Origin of the sequence: Staphylospora marina, assembly GCF_003856495.1 — a bacterium.
GTDB classification, from domain to species: Bacteria; Bacillota; Bacilli; order Thermoactinomycetales; family Thermoactinomycetaceae; genus Staphylospora; species Staphylospora marina.
Genome location: NZ_CP034118.1, coordinates 659,914 through 676,600 on the forward strand (window position 1 = coordinate 659,914; position 16,687 = coordinate 676,600).

At 52.3% G+C, this 16,687-nt stretch carries 18 protein-coding genes; 14 read left to right on the forward strand and 4 right to left on the reverse strand.

All coding sequences use genetic code 11. The annotated features are described in order from the left end of the window. Positions 1 to 34 precede the first annotated feature (34 nt). Both queG and EG886_RS03450 read left to right on the forward strand, forming a co-directional pair. The gene (gene queG, locus EG886_RS03445) at positions 35 to 1,183 is read left to right on the forward strand and encodes a tRNA epoxyqueuosine(34) reductase QueG (protein ID WP_124728642.1); all 1,149 of its coding nucleotides are present in this window, start codon (positions 35 to 37) and stop codon (positions 1,181 to 1,183) included. Between the two features lie 189 nt (positions 1,184 to 1,372). Next, entirely contained in the window at positions 1,373 to 1,909 is a 537-nt protein-coding gene (locus tag EG886_RS03450) for a methylated-DNA--[protein]-cysteine S-methyltransferase (RefSeq protein ID WP_124726830.1), read from the forward strand. Between the two features lie 123 nt (positions 1,910 to 2,032). Here the strand turns inward: EG886_RS03450 and EG886_RS13635 are convergent, their stop codons facing one another. After that, positions 2,033 to 2,197, reverse strand: a complete 165-nt coding sequence (locus EG886_RS13635; RefSeq protein ID WP_164491627.1) for a hypothetical protein — start codon at positions 2,195 to 2,197, stop codon at positions 2,033 to 2,035. A 147-nt stretch (positions 2,198 to 2,344) separates the two neighbouring features. Here EG886_RS13635 and EG886_RS03455 point away from each other — a divergent pair, with 147 nt between their 5' ends. The 7 genes from EG886_RS03455 to EG886_RS03485 all read left to right on the forward strand — a co-directional run bounded on the left by EG886_RS03455 (position 2,345) and on the right by EG886_RS03485 (position 8,620). Beyond that, entirely contained in the window at positions 2,345 to 2,818 is a 474-nt protein-coding gene (locus EG886_RS03455) for an amidase domain-containing protein (protein ID WP_124726831.1), read from the forward strand. A 78-nt stretch (positions 2,819 to 2,896) separates the two neighbouring features. Next, positions 2,897 to 3,361 (forward strand): tRNA (uridine(34)/cytosine(34)/5-carboxymethylaminomethyluridine(34)-2'-O)-methyltransferase TrmL, encoded by a 465-nt coding sequence (gene trmL / locus EG886_RS03460; RefSeq protein WP_124726832.1) that lies wholly within the window; start codon positions 2,897 to 2,899, stop codon positions 3,359 to 3,361. A gap of 31 nt (positions 3,362 to 3,392) precedes the next feature. Next, on the forward strand, positions 3,393 to 4,121 hold the full coding sequence (locus tag EG886_RS03465; RefSeq protein ID WP_124726833.1) for an HAD family hydrolase: 729 nt from the start codon (positions 3,393 to 3,395) through the stop codon (positions 4,119 to 4,121). Between the two features lie 239 nt (positions 4,122 to 4,360). Continuing rightward, positions 4,361 to 6,259 carry a PrkA family serine protein kinase gene (locus EG886_RS03470; protein WP_124726834.1) on the forward strand — a complete coding sequence of 633 codons (1,899 nt, stop codon included), beginning with the start codon at positions 4,361 to 4,363 and terminating at the stop codon, positions 6,257 to 6,259. A gap of 45 nt (positions 6,260 to 6,304) precedes the next feature. After that, positions 6,305 to 7,453: a sporulation protein YhbH gene (gene yhbH / locus EG886_RS03475; protein ID WP_124726835.1), complete on the forward strand. Its 1,149-nt coding sequence runs from the start codon at positions 6,305 to 6,307 to the stop codon at positions 7,451 to 7,453. Between the two features lie 91 nt (positions 7,454 to 7,544). After that, positions 7,545 to 7,976 (forward strand): hypothetical protein, encoded by a 432-nt coding sequence (locus tag EG886_RS03480; RefSeq protein ID WP_124726836.1) that lies wholly within the window; start codon positions 7,545 to 7,547, stop codon positions 7,974 to 7,976. A gap of 278 nt (positions 7,977 to 8,254) precedes the next feature. Beyond that, positions 8,255 to 8,620, forward strand: coding sequence for a DUF6843 domain-containing protein (locus EG886_RS03485; RefSeq protein WP_124726837.1), 366 nt, complete (start codon positions 8,255 to 8,257; stop codon positions 8,618 to 8,620). A 213-nt stretch (positions 8,621 to 8,833) separates the two neighbouring features. Here EG886_RS03485 and EG886_RS13640 read toward each other — a convergent pair whose 3' ends face one another. Next, positions 8,834 to 8,995, reverse strand: a complete 162-nt coding sequence (locus tag EG886_RS13640; RefSeq protein WP_164491629.1) for a hypothetical protein — start codon at positions 8,993 to 8,995, stop codon at positions 8,834 to 8,836. Between the two features lie 522 nt (positions 8,996 to 9,517). Here EG886_RS13640 and EG886_RS03490 point away from each other — a divergent pair. From EG886_RS03490 to EG886_RS03505, 5 genes are all read left to right on the forward strand, one after another. Beyond that, positions 9,518 to 9,964 (forward strand): hypothetical protein, encoded by a 447-nt coding sequence (locus tag EG886_RS03490; protein WP_124726838.1) that lies wholly within the window; start codon positions 9,518 to 9,520, stop codon positions 9,962 to 9,964. A gap of 67 nt (positions 9,965 to 10,031) precedes the next feature. After that, positions 10,032 to 10,193: a hypothetical protein gene (locus EG886_RS13645; protein WP_164491630.1), complete on the forward strand. Its 162-nt coding sequence runs from the start codon at positions 10,032 to 10,034 to the stop codon at positions 10,191 to 10,193. A gap of 57 nt (positions 10,194 to 10,250) precedes the next feature. Then, positions 10,251 to 10,478 (forward strand): hypothetical protein, encoded by a 228-nt coding sequence (locus EG886_RS03495; RefSeq protein WP_124726839.1) that lies wholly within the window; start codon positions 10,251 to 10,253, stop codon positions 10,476 to 10,478. Positions 10,479 to 10,643: 165 nt separating this feature from the next. Beyond that, positions 10,644 to 12,107 carry a protein adenylyltransferase SelO gene (locus tag EG886_RS03500; protein WP_124726840.1) on the forward strand — a complete coding sequence of 488 codons (1,464 nt, stop codon included), beginning with the start codon at positions 10,644 to 10,646 and terminating at the stop codon, positions 12,105 to 12,107. A 116-nt stretch (positions 12,108 to 12,223) separates the two neighbouring features. Continuing rightward, entirely contained in the window at positions 12,224 to 12,517 is a 294-nt protein-coding gene (locus EG886_RS03505) for a WGxxGxxG family protein (protein WP_124726841.1), read from the forward strand. Positions 12,518 to 13,750: 1,233 nt separating this feature from the next. Here EG886_RS03505 and EG886_RS03510 read toward each other — a convergent pair. After that, the gene (locus tag EG886_RS03510; protein WP_124726842.1) at positions 13,751 to 15,655 is read right to left on the reverse strand and encodes an ABC transporter permease; all 1,905 of its coding nucleotides are present in this window, start codon (positions 15,653 to 15,655) and stop codon (positions 13,751 to 13,753) included. Beyond that, positions 15,630 to 16,409 carry an ABC transporter ATP-binding protein gene (locus tag EG886_RS03515; protein ID WP_124726843.1) on the reverse strand — a complete coding sequence of 260 codons (780 nt, stop codon included), beginning with the start codon at positions 16,407 to 16,409 and terminating at the stop codon, positions 15,630 to 15,632. Before EG886_RS03515 ends, EG886_RS03510 begins: the two co-directional genes overlap by 26 nt. Between the last annotated feature and the right edge of the window lie 278 nt (positions 16,410 to 16,687).

Sequence of the window (16,687 nt, forward strand, 5' to 3'; positions counted from 1 at the left end):
CCGGTTGCGAACCCGGGGAGAACAGAGGGAGGTGATGCAAGTGACACCGGAACGGTTGAAAGAGCGTTTGATCGACGAGGCCAAACGAATCGGCATTGACAAGATCGGCTTTGCTTCCGCGGATCCGTTCATCGAGCTGAAAGAGCGCCTGAAGGAAAGCCGGGAGAAGGGGTATGCATCCGGATTCGAGGAACCCGATCTTGACAAGCGGACACGACCGGAGCTGTCGCTGCCCGGAGTGAAAACCATCATCTCCGTTGCTCTGGCGTATCCGTCCAAGTTGAAAGATCCGCCCAAATCGGAGCGGGGTGCTTACCGTGGCATCTTCTGCCGGGCTTCTTGGGGGCGGGATTACCATCATGTGCTGAGGGACAAGCTGAACCGTCTGGACGGCGTGCTGAAAGAGTGGGTTCCCCATGCCGGGACGGCGATCATGGTGGACACCGGTGCCTTGTCGGATCGCGCGGTGGCCGTCCGCGCGGGAATCGGCTGGAGCGGGAAGAATACGTCCGTGATCACCGAGGAATTCGGATCATGGGTCTATCTCGGCGAAATGCTGACCGATGTATACATCCCGCCGGACGAGCCGGTTGAGGATGGATGCGGGGATTGTGACCTCTGCATCCGGGCTTGTCCCACCGGAGCACTCGTGGCTCCCGGTCAACTCAACAGCCAGGCTTGCATCGCCTTCCTGACGCAGACCAAGGGGTTCGTTCCCGATGAATACCGGGAGAAAATCGGCAACCGCCTGTACGGATGCGACACCTGTCAGATCGTCTGCCCGAAAAACCGGAAAAAACATGTGGATCTCCATTCGGAATTCCGTCCGGACCCCGAGCTGGTCAAACCCCTTCTGAAACCGCTGTTGGACATGTCCAACAGGGAATTCAAAGAGCGGTTCGGGGAGATGGCCGGTTCATGGCGGGGGAAGAAGCCCATCCAGCGCAACGCCATTCTCGCGTTGGCCCATTTCCGGGACAAATCGTCGGTGTCGACCCTGATCCGGCTGATGCGGGAAGACCCCCGTCCGGTGATCAGAGGCACCGCCGCATGGGCGCTCGGCAAGATCGGCGGGGAAGGAGTCCGGTCCGCGCTCGTGGAGGCCCTCCGGAGCGAAACCGATGAAGAAGTACGGAAGGAAATCGAAAAGGGAATCCGACTGGCGGGGGAAGCTGCGGGATGACCCGGCTTTCCCCCATGATTTGGAAATTGACCGATCCGTGAACTTGGCGAGATTTTGTGACACTTTTTCGGGCATGAATACGTCCAAGAAAACAGACAGGATTCTTACATGCAGATTATTGGAAACACTCGTCAAGTCAACGCTTTCCATGTAAAATATAAAGAACCGCTGTCAGGGAGGGTTCACCGGATGTCCACAGGGTCACAGACCATCGCTTGGAGCCAGATGGAAAGTCCGATTGGAACACTGACGCTTGCCCTCAGCCGAAAGGGGCTTTGCCATTTGACTTTCAATCGGCCGAATGCGCCGCTGGCGGGGCTGACAGTGTGGTTTAACCAGTGGTACCGCAACCCGCGTCTGGAACGGAATGACCGGGAACTGGAACCGGTCGTGAAACAATTGGATGAATATTTCAACAAAGAGCGTTTTCACTTCGAACTTCCTCTGGACTTTTGCGGCACCCCTTTTCAAAAACTCGTTTGGAAGGAATTGACGAACATTCCGTACGGGGAAGTTCGCTCCTACAAGGACGTGGCACAGGCCATCGGGGCGCCCAAAGCCGTCAGGGCGATCGGCGGGGCCAACAACAAAAATCCCATCTCGATCATCGTTCCCTGTCATCGGGTGATCGGTGCCAACGGATCTTTGGTCGGCTATGGAGGCGGGCTTCACATCAAGGAGTACTTGCTGACACTGGAAGGATGGCTGAAACAGGAATCTCTCTGAGGGAATGAACGGGCAAAGGAACGGAGAATTTCTTGCCCGTTTTTTGCTGCCTCGGACAGAAAGAAAACCCCCGGCCGACTGCAGGCCGGGGGTGAACGTCTTTCGACGGCTTTTGCGGAGGGCTCAACCTTTCTCCGCATGAACGGAGGGAACATCGGGAACGGTACCGACCAAACCTTCGAATGTCGTTTTGTACATGACCCAGACGGTTGCCAAAAACATGAAGAATACCAAGATGATGACCGACAGGAGAACGAGAATCGTTTTGCGCACGGACTGCACATCCATGGCGGCCCCTCCCTCACCCGGAAAAAATGGGGAAAATGAATTTGTTGTATTCTTCTGAAAAAAACGTCGAAGTTCCTGCCGCGTATTCACTGTTTTTCCGATTATTTCATAAAGTTGGGGAAAGTGACGAAACGGGGGGAATCGACAATGGCCTATGACCCGGAAAAAGCCGTCCGGTATGCCGATCGCTGGTGGAACAAGCGAAACCCGGCCTATCCGGCTTTCACGGACGATTGCACCAATTTCATCTCCCAGTGTCTCCATGAAGGCGGTCTTCCCATGACGAGAGGTTGGTGGTGCCGGAGGAGAGGCAAGCGATTCACGTGGAGCTTCAGTTGGGCGGTGGCACACAGTTTTTATCTCCTGCTGAACGGAGGCGGACCGACGGGAAACGTGCGAAAAGCGGCCTCTGCCTTTGATTTGCGGCCCGGTGACGTGATTTGCTATGACTTTGAAGGGGACGGCAGGTGGAACCACAATGTCATCGTCACCGCCATCGATGCGGACGGCGCGCCGCTGGTGAATGCCCATACCAACGACAGTTTTCGCAGACGCTGGGAATACCGGGATTCGGCGGCATGGACACCGAACACCCGCTATGCGTTTTTCCGGATCGCATGAAGACCGTTGAGTGTGATTGGTTCATCAAGTAAAATAATACAGGTACAGAAGATTTTTCGGAAACGGAAGGGATGAACCGTGCCATTTCACATCGTGCTGGTTGAACCGGAGATTCCGCCGAACACAGGCAACGTGGCACGCACCTGTTCCGTGACCGGGTGCACGCTTCATCTGGTTCATCCGCTCGGTTTCAAAATCGATGACACCAAACTGAAGCGGGCCGGGCTGGATTATTGGCATGAGCTGAACATCGAACACCATCAATCGTTTGAAGAATTGATGGCCAAATATCCGGACGGCCGCTTTTTTTGTTCCACCACCAAGGCGAGCAGACATTACACGGAGTTTGAGTATCGCGAAGGGGATTTTTTCGTGTTCGGAAAGGAGACGTCCGGCTTGCCGGACCGCATCCTGGAGGCTCACAAAAACACCTTGATCCGCATTCCGATGCGCCCGAACACCCGCTCCCTCAATCTGTCCAACTCGGTGGCCGTTGTCGTCTTTGAAGCGTTCCGGCAGAACGGCTTCTTCGGACTGGTCTGACAGAACTTCCACAAGGAAAGGTCGCTGAGCCATGATCAAAGCCTGTTTGTTTGACCTGGACGGTACGTTGCTTCCGGTCGACACCGAAGGGTTTGTCCATGTCTATCTGAACGCGCTGGCTCCTTACGTCTCCCGGGTCATTCCGCCGGACAAGCTGGTCCCGGCGGTTTGGCAGGCCACGATGACCATGATCCGGGACACCCGGGCCGATCTCAGAAACGAAGAGGTGTTTGAACGGGAATTCCTGCGCATCACCGGACTTGAAAAAGATCGGATCTGGCCGCTGTTTGACCGGTTTTACGCCGAAGAATTTCCGAAGCTCCGCGAACATTGCGGACAGGATCCGTTCGCGCGCCGGGTGGTGGAGGCCGCGCTGGAGAAGGGGCTCAAAGTGGCCGTTGCCACCAATCCCGTTTTTCCCGAATCGGCCATCCGGGAGCGTCTCCGCTGGGCGGGGGTGGGCGATTTGCCCGTTGATTTCGTCACCACGTTTGAAAATTCCCGGTTCTGCAAACCGCTTCCGGAGTATTATCTGGATGTGGCGGAGAAGCTCGGGGTCCGTCCGGAAGAATGTGTGATGGTGGGCAACGACATGCAGGAAGACATGGTGGCGTCCACGTTGGGGATGCGCACGTTTTATGTGGACCGATACCGGATCGACCGGGGGGCTCCGACGTATGAGGTGAACCAGGAGGGAAGCCTTGCGGACCTCCTGCGCTCGATTCGTGAAGGCAGCGGCGTATTTGATTTGATTTCCTGAAAAAACCTTGGGAATTCCCCAAGGTTTTTCTATCTTTTTCCTTTATTTTCTGATAAAATAGAAGTAACACCCTCTTGAATGCCGCATAGAATGTATTCACTCCAGGGATTCAAGCATCCCGAGGACCCCGCAAACGTCATGAAACATCCGATTCCAAACAGAAAAAATCAGAAAAGTCAAACGAATGTTGTGTTTTATCCCCGGCATTCCCATTCCTACAGAGGGAGAGGAGGCTTTCCATGGACATCCTCAAGCGGATCGCCGAGCATCGTCAGCGCGAAAAGGAACTCATGTGGGAAGGAACCTTCGCCGAATATCTCGAGATTGTGAAAAAGAATCCGCAAGTGGCACAAACCGCTCACTCCCGCGTTTACAATATGATCGCCAAAGCGGGCATCGAAACGGATGCGAACGGACGCAAAAAATACCTGTTCTTCAGCCGGGAGCTGTTCGGCCTGGACCGGGCGATCGAGCGACTGGTGGAAGAATACTTCCAGGCTGCCGCACGGCGTCTGGACGTGCGCAAACGGGTCCTGCTCCTGATGGGACCGGTCAGCGGAGGAAAATCCACGATCGTCACCCTGCTCAAACGGGGACTGGAGGAGTATTCCCGCACTCCCGAGGGCGCTCTTTACGCCATCAAGGACTGCCCGATGCAAGAGGAGCCGCTCAACCTGATTCCCCGGGAGCTCAGGGAGGACTTCGAAAAGGAATTCGGGGTCAAAGTGGAAGGAAACCTGTGTCCCGCGTGTCGCTTCCGCCTCAAAGAAGAATATGACGGGCGGATCGAAGATGTGATTGTGAAAAGGGTGTTCCTGTCGGAAGACGATCGGGTCGGGATCGGAACGTTCAGCCCGTCGGATCCCAAGTCCCAGGACATCGCCGATTTGACGGGGAGCATCGACTTCGCCACGATCACCGAGTACGGATCCGAATCCGATCCCCGCGCCTATCGCTTCGACGGAGAACTCAACAAGGCCAACCGCGGGCTCATGGAGTTCCAGGAAATGCTCAAGTGCGACGAAAAATTCCTGTGGAACCTCTTGTCGCTGACCCAGGAAGGGAACTTCAAGGCCGGTCGCTTTGCACTCATTTCCGCGGACGAAGTGATCGTGGCCCACACGAACGAAGCGGAATACAAATCGTTCATCGCCAACAAGAAAAACGAAGCGCTCCAGTCGCGGATCATCGTCATGCCCATCCCCTACAACCTCAGCGTCACCGAAGAGGAAAAGATTTATCGCAAACTGATCAAGCAAAGCGATCTCGCCCACGTTCACATCGCCCCCCATTCCCTGCGAACGGCCGCCATTTTCAGCATTCTGACCCGTCTCAAAGAATCGAAGAAACAGGGCGTCGATCTTCTGAAGAAAATGCGCCTGTACGACGGAGAAACCGTGGAAGGCATGAAGGACATCGACATCGAGGAACTGCGGAACGAGCATCTGGATGAGGGCATGAGCGGCATCGATCCCCGTTATGTCATCAATCGCATTTCCAGTGCCTTGATCCGCAGGGAAAAAGAGTTCATCAACGCGCTGGACATTCTCCGCTCGTTGAAAGACGGATTGGATCAACATCCGTCCATCACGCCGGAGGAACGGGCCAAATATCTCCATTTCATCTCGCTGGCCCGGAAGGAGTACGACGAAATCGCCAAAAAAGAGGTGCAGAAGGCGTTTGTCTACTCCTATGAGGAATCGGCGAAAACCCTGATGGAAAATTATCTGGACAACGTCGAAGCATACTGCAACTGGCAGAAAATCCGCGACCCGATCACCGGCGAGGAACTGGAGCCGGACGAAAGGCTGATGCGTTCCATCGAAGAACAGATCGGCATTTCCGAAAACGCCAAAAAAGCGTTCCGTGAGGAAATCCTGATCCGCATCTCCGCTTACGCACGCAAAGGCAAAAAATTCGACTACAACTCCCATGAGCGTTTGCGGGAGGCCATCCAGAAAAAACTGTTTGCCGACCTGAAAGACGTCGTCAAGATCACCACGACCACCAAAACGCCGGACGAGAACCAACTCAAGAAGATCAACGAAGTGATCGCCCGTCTGGTGGAAGAGTACGGTTACACCCCGGCCAGTGCGAACGAGCTCCTGCGCTATGTGGGGAGCTTGCTGAACCGGTGAGGTGCCAAGAGAATTTCCGGGCCGTCCAAAGGGAGGTGACCCGTCGTGACGCACCCCCGCTTTACCGTGTCGGAAGAGGATTGGTCCCTTCACCGCAAAGGCTATGAAGATCAGATGCGGCACCAGGAAAAGGTGAAGGAAGCCATTCGCAAAAACCTGGCCGATCTCATCAGCGAAGAGAGCATCATCATGTCGGACGGGAAACAGATCATCAAGATTCCCATCCGCTCCATGGAGGAATACCGCTTCCGCTACAATTACAACAAGAGCAAACACGTGGGGCAGGGAGACGGAAACAGCCAGGTCGGCGATGTCATCGGCCGGGACGGCAAGGCCGGTCAGAAAGGCCCCGGCAAAGGGCAGGGGGCCGGTGACCAGGCCGGCACGGACTATTACGAAGCGGAAGTGTCCGTGGCCGAACTGGAAGGCATCCTGTTTTCCGAACTGGAACTTCCGAGGATGGAAGAGAAGGAGCAGGACCAAATCGTCGTCGAGGACATCCGTTTCAACGATGTCCGCAAAAAAGGTCTCATGGGTAACATCGACAAGCGCCGCACCCTGCTCGAAGCCATCAAGCGGAACGCCCTCGCGGGTAAAAAAGGGAAAGCGAAGATCTCCGTCGACGACCTTCGGTTCAAAACCTGGGAAGACGTCGTTCAACCTCATTCCAACGCCGTCGTCATCGCCATGATGGACACATCCGGAAGCATGGGCATCTTCGAGAAATACATCGCCCGCAGCTTCTTCTTCTGGATGGTCCGCTTCCTGCGCACCCGCTATCAGAACGTCGAGATCGTGTTCATCGCCCACCACACCGAAGCAAAGGAAGTGAGCGAAGAAGCGTTCTTCACCAAGGGTGAAAGCGGCGGAACCATTTGTTCCTCCGCCTACCGCAAGGCGATCGAGATCATCGATTCCCGCTATCCGCCCAGCCGATACAACATCTATCCCTTTCACTTCTCCGACGGCGACAACCTCAGCTCCGACAACGAGCGCTGCATCGCTCTCGTCAAGGAACTGATCAAACGCTCCAATCTCTTCGGCTACGGGGAAGTCAACCAGTACAACCGTCATTCCACCCTCATGACCGCATACCGCCATCTGAAAGACCCGAAATTCCTCCACTACGTCATCCGGGAGAAAAGCCAGGTATATGATGCGCTGAAGCACTTTTTCGGGAAGAAAAAAGCGTGAATCAAAGCCATGTCTCCTCAAGCAAAGGCTTGGGGGGACAATTTTTCTGATATCTCCCGGTTTATGTACTTCAACCGGAAGGAGCATTTCGATGAGGTGTCCGGTGTGCAAATCAGAGCAGATTCAAAAAAGAAGAGAAAAAATAAATTGGTTGATTCAAGTCATCCTCCCATGTATTGGGCTTTTATTGTTGGGATTCTTTTTCTTGTTTGCAGGCATCCTTATGCCGCCTTTTCTCCTGATGGGGATCGTATGTTTTGTTGCTGCATTGTTGGGGCCATTTATTGAATGGTCCAAAAGCAACCTTTACTTATGTTCTGCATGCGGATCTGAATGGAGGAGAGGGGGGATTTCCCGGCAGATGAGTGAGAAGGACATTCCATTGATTCCATCTTCGAAGGTCAAACATACACCCGATCAATCAAAGAAAAGGGAAGATAAGGGGAAAAGCATCGTCAATAAGGCTCAAACACCAATAAGCAATACATCACAGACAAATTACTTTGATGATGACGATGACTAAGTTGATGACGGAGATCAATGAGGGAAAATATCGGAAACATCAAGGATCACATGTCTTTTGTGATCAGGGAAAAGCGCCAGGTATATGACGCAAAGCACTTTTTTGGGAAGAAGTCAAGTTGATCGGGAACGTATGAAAAAACCGCCTTCTTGGGACTTAAGGAGGCGGTGTTTCATTTGAGGTTTTTCCCGTCCCGCCGGTTGTTTGTGATATGTTGAACATGTGGCCGTGTATTCTGTCAATCTCACGGAAACCGTGCATCATGAAGGGGCCATGCCATGAAACGGTTTGGGATCATCTGCTTGATCGTGTTTGCGGCATATGTTGGTTATGCAAAATATGAAGGATCCAAACATCTGGTCTATGTGATTCCAAATGGATACACAGGAGAAGTGGAGCTCTACTGGAATGTACCTTCTGCGAAGCCGCTTGTTGTTCGTGACGGGGACTATATTGCAAAAGGGGGAGTCAAAATTTACACATCCATCAAAAAAGGGGAAACGCCCGCTCATTTGAAGTTTTTCATGGAAGATTCCAAGGGAAACTGGGTTTCGATTGGCGTTTTTGATGACTACAATAAACACAAATTGGATCAAACAAAGTACTATGTTTGTGATTATCGTTCTGCCGGTTGGGAACTCTAATATGGCCAGAAAATATCGTATGAGGAATTTTATGTGGGGACATATGAAGAGTGTTTGAATGGGACTTATCCAATCAACGACGATGATTGGAAGGTGCCGGATGTCCCCTCCGGCTTCTTTTTGGAAGAAAAACACCTTCTCGAGCTGTGAGTCAGAAAACCCAGCGCCACCGAGAAAAACCCTCCCCTGATTTCCGGGGAGGGTTTTTCCGTATCAGCGGAGCAAGGGGACTCCTGGAATGGGGCGAAGGAATCTGCCCGCAACCGCTCTCATGAGCACCTGCCGGATCCATTGCCAGATCCCCAGCCTGATCAGGAACAACATCCCCCAGATGATGATGGTGCGCCATTTGAATTTGAATCCGATGCCTTTCATGGTTTCACCTCCCCATTGCCGTAAAGCCTCTAATTCCCGGGAGCGTGGCCGCAATCAAGGGAACGAAGCCGGATCCTGATGTCGGATTCCGTGACGGATTGGACCCGGTTTGAATGAATGGACTTTCATATACTCTATGCATGGTCATTTCGGGGGGGTCTGTCCCCGCAACCCAATTTGCAAGAAGAACCGATTCCGGCTTCAGAAATCGCGGGTGACAGCGCCGAAAAAAGGGGGTCGGTCATAGAACCATTTTTTTAGAATGCCCTCACCGATTCTCGGATGAATTTGTATATTGTAGTAAGTTTTATGAACGAGAAAGGAGCCGAATCGATGCAACCGAAAATTGATCAAAACATGGTGAATCAACTATCCAGACAGCTTGAGAATCAACTGAAAAAACAAATCTACGATGCACTCAGTCAGTTTTTGGACACTCACGATGCCACATCCGTTGAGGCTCAACCCACAGTTAAGATTGAAATTCCGGAATCTTTGAGAAATACAGCGGTCTTTGGACAGATGATTGAAGGAATCGCCGGTGTGATCGGCAATGCGGTTCAATTCAGCATGCAGACGTACAATCAGCAAAAGAAACAGTTGCTGCGTCAGGCTCAACAACAGTTGGGACAGCAATTGATTCTTGAAGGACAAACGATCACACCCAACGGAGCCTCCGGAAACACCCCGGCCGCCGCTTCCGAACAAAAACCTGCCGCCTCCGAACAAAAAAACGCCGCCTCCGCATCCGATGATGCATCCCCCGTATCCGGCGCCACAGTCAACATTCCGGATCTCATCACCGATCTCGCGTCCACCTCTCCCAATCTCACGTTCACCGCTCCGAATGTCACATCCGATGCCGACGGGGAAGCGGAACCCGCTCCCGGACGACGGGCGAAACAGAAGAAGCGAGCGGGGCGCAAAAGAGCCCTTCGAGCCAGGAGAAGACGTCCATACCGGTTGTGACGCTTCTTGCCGGCTGTCTTCGGGAAACGGCGGTTCTTTTCACCCCCTTGAAAGGAGGTGATATCGAGTGTTGGGCACGTTGATTCAGAACTTGTTGACCAACGTGGGGGGCGTATTGACCTGCATCGGAACCCTGGTCGGACAACTCATCAATGATCTGAATTGTCCGCCGCCAACGCCGCCTCTCACCATGGCGTCGAACAACGAACAATCGTATGACAGAGAATGATTCGGTTGATCGATTCAGCTTCAAATTCAAAACCAAATGAAAAGGAGTGCTTCATGTATGGGAAAAAGAAGAAGGAGACTTCTGAGGGCTGAGGCCATTGCCCGGGCCATTGCTGCACGAGTGCAAAAAGAAAGGCTGAGAGCGCTTTCCAACACCATCAACAGAGCTTCGGTCCGCAACACCGCAGGGCTGATCAACGTCATCGTCCAAGTGCCGATCCAAATCGGTTCTGACAGCAACAACCTGGTCAACAGCGATGACAACGCTGTAAGCCAAGGCGTCTGATGACGGAATCTCTTTCGGGAGTTCTTCCGGGAACTCCCGAACCCCCGGTTCTGCCGGGGGTTTGTTTTTTTCCGGTTGCATTGTTCACCGGAGGGAGCAAACAATAGAGGTGATTCATGTTCAGTCGCATGTGATGAAAACATCATCGAATGAAAAGGAGACGCCATGATCCGATATCCTTCTTCCGATGCAGGTTGGAATTTTGACAACAGCTACGTCCGCTTGCCGGAATTTTTTTATTCCCGCGTGAAGCCCACACCCGTCGCCGCGCCGCGACTGGTCGTTTTGAATGCGCGGTTGGCGGAAGAACTCGGTTTGAACGCGGAGGTGTTGAAGAGCGAAGAGGGGGTTCAAGTGCTGGCGGGAAACCGGTTCCCTGACGGCGCTGCCTTGATCGCCCAGGCATATGCCGGACATCAGTTCGGACACTTTACGCGTTTGGGGGACGGCCGGGCCATCCTGCTGGGGGAGCAACTGACGCCGGAAGGGGAACGGTTCGACATCCAGTACAAGGGGTCGGGCAGAACCCCTTACTCCCGGGGAGGAGACGGCCGGGCGGCACTGGGCCCGATGTTGCGGGAGTATATCATCAGTGAAGCCATGCACGCGCTGGGCATTCCCACCACCCGCAGCTTGGCGGTGGTGACAACGGGAGAGGAGATCATCCGTGAAACGCTTCTTCCCGGAGCGATATTGATCCGGGTGGCGACCAGTCATCTGCGCGTGGGAACCTTTCAATATGCGGCGGCATTCGGATCGGTGGACGAGCTCCGCGCTCTGGCCGATTATGCGCTTGACCGGCATTTCCCCGGGCTTGAAGCGGATCACCGGTATCTCGGTTTGCTGCGCGAAGTGATCCTCCGGCAGGCTTCTCTGGTGGCCAAATGGCAACTGGTCGGCTTTGTTCACGGCGTGATGAACACGGACAACATGACCATCAGCGGAGAAACGATCGATTATGGTCCGTGTGCCTTCATGGATGCCTATGACCCGGCGACGGTGTTCAGTTCCATCGACATCCACGGCCGTTACGCGTACGGCAACCAACCCCGGATCGCCGCCTGGAATCTGGCGAGATTTGCCGAAGCGCTGTTGCCGCTGATTCACGAAAATGAGGAACGTGCCGTCGAGTTGGCACAGGAAGAGGTGTCGCGGTTCCCGGATCTGTTCCGCCGGGAGTGGCTTGCGGGCATGAGGTCCAAGCTCGGGCTGGCAGGAGAGGAAGCGGAAGACGAAACCCTGATTGATGACCTTCTCTCCATCATGTACAAGCACAAGGCGGATTGGACGAACACGTTCCTGGCGCTCACATTCAACAGGGAGGAGACGCTCCCCATGCACGGAACTCCGGAATTCTTGGAATGGTTGGGCCGCTGGAAAGAACGGCTCGGCAGACAACGGGAAAGCGAGGAACAAGTGCGTAAGAGGATGAGGAATCACAATCCGGCCGTCATCCCGCGCAATCACCGGGTGGAAGAAGCTTTGGAAGCGGCGGAGAAAGGGGATCCCGACGTCTTGCACCGTCTTCTTGACGTGTTGTCAAAGCCCTTTGCGCACACTCCCGATCAGGAGGAGTATGCGGAACCTTCCCCGTACTCCTGCGAATATCGCACGTTTTGCGGAACGTGAGCATCGATGTCATCGACCGTTTTTCCCCTGCGCGGGGAAAACGGTTTTTTCGTTTCGCATACACGCGGAGAAAAGGGGGATGCTAAGAAAAAATTTTTCGAAGGGATGAATGCCGGATGAAAAAATGGATCGTCATGTTGTTGACTGCCATCATGATCACATCATTGGCCGTCGATCTTCCGGACGTATCCGCTGCGACCGTAACGGTCCAACCCGATGACAACAGCCAAAGCAACGGTCGTGTGACGAACCACCATATGAACCAATTGGATTATGACATGAACAGAATGACGAACAACCTTCGTCGAACGGCCGTGAATGCCGATCTTGACAGAGATCCGGATTTCGGCTGGCTTGGCTTGTTCGGACTGCTCGGTCTGTTGGGATTGCGTCGTCGCGTTCAAACGTAAGAGGGTGGCCATCGCCTTCACAACGGGAAGGCTGTTGACCGGAAGAGGTCAACAGCCATTTCTCTTGGGAAGAGGACGGGAAACGGCAATCGGACTTCGAATGCATGGAGTAACGGGGTTTTTCTCGGGCGTGATGCTCAATATGTTTGAAGGCTGAATGGGCCTGCATGTTCGCCCCTGAAATGAACACTTTTGACTGAAAATACAAAATTCAATAAAATATAAAACTGAGAATGCATAGAAAGGGTGTTTCGAGCTGGACAAGCTTATTAAATCCGGCTGGCTTGATGCAAAGAAAGGAGAAAATCTCTTCAAAAACGGATGGCAAAATCACGAGAATGAAAAACCGTTGGAAACATTGTTCAAAATGAAAAAGATCACGCCCTCCAACTTTTTTGCGAAAGCTCCGAAAAAGTGGTGAATTTCAAAACACAAGGCAGCCGCAACGGCTGCCTTGTGCGCGGTTTCAAGAAATTGATGACTGATTCCGTTGAATCCAAAAAATGCGGATTTGATGGCAGCATGATATGAACATGGAGTTTTTTCAGTGAACCCGTTCTTGGGACGGGAGGACAAAAACGGCAAGCGGAATTCGAATGTTAGGAAACGGTGGTTTGACGGGAAATGTACTCATGAATCTTATCGAGAAATTTCGACAAGCGAGGCCGGGAACATGTTCAAATAAAACAGAATGCTTGTCTTTGTGTTGTACGATTTGCTGGCATTCTTGCTCAGAAGTGGATTCTTGACTTATGGTTACTTACACGATTTGGATTCGATGCAAAGGATCGGAGCTTGTGTTTTTTATTCAACGTTGATTGTTGCAGGAATCGAGGAGTTGATCTAGACGCGGAAAGTCATTGGTTTGGTCGCCATTCTGTTCGGAGGCTTGCTCATTTTTCTGACCTTGAATTAAGCGTTAATAAGATTTCGCCCATGGGGCTTAAAGTCTCCTGGGTCGAAAAAATTGAGAGCATTTCTCGCGCATGTGTGGTTTGGAGGAGACTCTGTTTGAACATAGAGCTGCTGGCAAAGCGTGGAGATGAACGGTCTGGAAGACATCGTGCACATCAATTGTGAGACATCCGATGAAAAAATGATCAAGCTCCTCCACGATCAACGTTTGAGGTCTTCTTGAAGAAATGAACGGTGCAGCCTGCAGTGGTGCAACCCCAGCCGAATGTCACATGCATCGGCCGGGGTGTTTCTTTTTGTACGCACGCCCGGTTACAGCTATTGATTCAACACGGTCTGCGTATATCCCCTGTTCGTCCAACCGTAATACAACAGGAGCACCCCCAAATAGATCCCGGCTACCGCTCCAAATGTTCCCCACACCGGGGTTTGAAAGAAAAAGCTGAACATCTTCAAGGCGACGGCGGAGTGACAGATCCCCACCACAAACGGGATAAAAAACAACAAGCGAATTTGCCATCCAAGAATGCTGCCCGCCTCTTTTTTCCGAATTCCCAATTTGTCCAAAACCCTCATCTGTCGACGATCCACCGGCAGCTCGGTAAACAGTTTGAAATACAGGATGCTGCCCGAAGCAAGAAAAAACAGAAGCCCGATAAACAGACTGACAAACATCAGCGGAGCAAAAATTTTTTTCAACAAATCATACACCGGATAGGTTCCGTTCACAGCGTACTCATTTCCGATCTGTTGTTGCAATTCTTTGATCAGCGGTTCAACTTGTTTCCAATCCGTAAACCGGTATCCGTGAACGATGACTTGATCCGTGGAAGGTGCCGTATTTGCCAACCGTTGAAAGGTATCATCATCCACCACCAGCATGAATCGGGTGATATCGGATTCATTGAACAGAACTCCTTCGATCTGCTTCGTCAGTTTGGCGGGATACGTTTGTGTTCCCACTTGGTAGGTGATGGTTGATTCGGGAGAGAGCTGTTTGATGCTTTCTTTCCAGGCTCCGCCGCTTTTCACGAAGGCGACTTGTCCCGGTTGCAGTTGAATGGGCGGCAGCCCTGTGGAACTTTGCAGAAGTTGATTCAAGTTGGCGTTGGAAATGACATGATACGTGGTCGGCGAAAAATCGTGCACCCTTGATTCTGCCCGGATCACGGGAAATTCAACTTCTGCCGTGACCGTCAGATTCTCATTGTGAATCCATTTTTCCACCATCCCGTCCAAACGGGAATTCGGTGACTCATGCCAACTGACATGATAGGGGGCCTGATCTTCCGCCGCACGTTCCGCCTGCAAATAATATGTGAAACAGACGGAGACGGAGGTCAGCACCATACTGCTCAAGATGGAAACGATAAACAAAATACGGGCATTGTCTCTCAACCGATACCGCAATTGGGAAATGAGCAAGAGGTTTTTTCCCCGATAATAAAATGAGGTGGCTTTCTCGCAGAGATGGATGGCCGCGACACTTACCTGTGTAAACCCCAGATAAGTACCGATCAGAACGAGAGTCAGAATCGGAACCAGACCTTGAAGGAGTTTCCCTGCGGTGATGGTCAATGCCAACCGGTATGCACCGCCGATGCAGACGAGGGAAAGGATCACCAACCAAACGGAAAAGGTCGGCTTTTTTTTCTCCTGAACCGCTTCCCGGAACAGGTCGGCAATCGAAAGCTTGCTGATCATGATGCGGTTCCGCCAAGACAAAAAGACGAACAAGATCCCAAAACCAATGCCCGTAAGCAAAACGGCTCGCACCGACAGGACATGGGGGATCGGAGTGTCAAACCCCAACACGGCGGATACGCCCAGCAAGAACAGCTTGAAAAAGACGATTCCCAATCCGATTCCGAATACAGTAGCCGCACTGCCGACCCAAAGATTTTCCCAAGCGATCATTCGGGTCACTTGATTGACGGACATCCCCAATACCTGCATCAATCCGATGTCCCGTTTACGGTTGCGCAAAAACGCTGACAGGGAGTAACCGATGAACAAAACCGAGAAAACGGCCACGATCGCTTCCACCAGATACAGAAGAGCCACGAATTGAGAGGGGATTGTTTTTTCCTTGAGAACAGGATGGAACAACAGCGAAGTGTAGAGAAAAAACATCCAAACTGAAAAGGAACAACTGAGAAAATAAGCCAGATAACTTTGAGCATGAAACCGAACATTTTTAAGGGCGAGAGAACGCAAATTCATAGGAATCCCCTCCCAAGGCAGACATCACATGAATGATCTGTTGAAAAAAAGTTCGCCTGTCTTCTCCCCGACGAATCTCATTCAACCGTTTTCCGTCTTTGATGAAAATCACCCGATGACAATAGCTGGCGGTGACCGGGTCGTGTGTGACCATCACGATGGTCGCCCGTTCTTTTTGGTTGAGACCGACCAATGCCTCCATCAGTGATTTGGCCGACTTGGAATCAAGGTTTCCGGTTGGTTCGTCCGCCAGAATCAAAGCAGGGGAATGAATGATGGCTCTCGCCGCAGCCGCACGCTGTTTCTGTCCGCCTGATACTTCATACGGGCGATGAGACAAGATGGACCGAATGCCCAAATGATCGACCAGCCGGTTCAGGCGTTGTTCCATTTCGGAAAGGGGTTTTCGTTCCAATACGAGTGGCAAGATGATATTTTCCTTGATCGTCAATGCATCCAACAGGTGAAAGTCCTGAAAGATAAAGCCCAACTGTCTGCGTCGAAAATGGGCAATTTCTTTTTGGTTCATTTCGAGTACATTGTGGCCATTGATCCAAATCTCTCCAGAAGTCGGGCGATCGATGGTTCCCAGCAACTGCAACAAGGTGGTTTTCCCGCTGCCGGAAGGTCCCATGATGCCGACAAATTCACCTTGAGTCACCACCAAATCCAACTGATCCAATGCTTTATGAACTGCACCTTTCGAATGTTGACCGTAGATTTTCGTCAGCTTTCTTGCCTCAAGGACATTCATGCTTTCTCCTCCTGATCCTTGACTTTTGATTTGCGAGACCGGTTTCAAGTACGAAACAAGACATGCCGGGGAGCGGCAACCCATGTTTCGTTTTCCTTGCTTTGGACGCCGGCATTCGGCAATTGGTGACATCCTCAGTGTACGTGCATTTCCGGCGCGCTCCCATCGATTTTCCTTTCATTTCGCCGTCGCAGCCTTACATTTTTGCAAGGTTTCGTGAACCCGTGTAATTCAAGGAAAGTTGAGAGAACGATGTTGAAAAAAGACAATGCCTTACC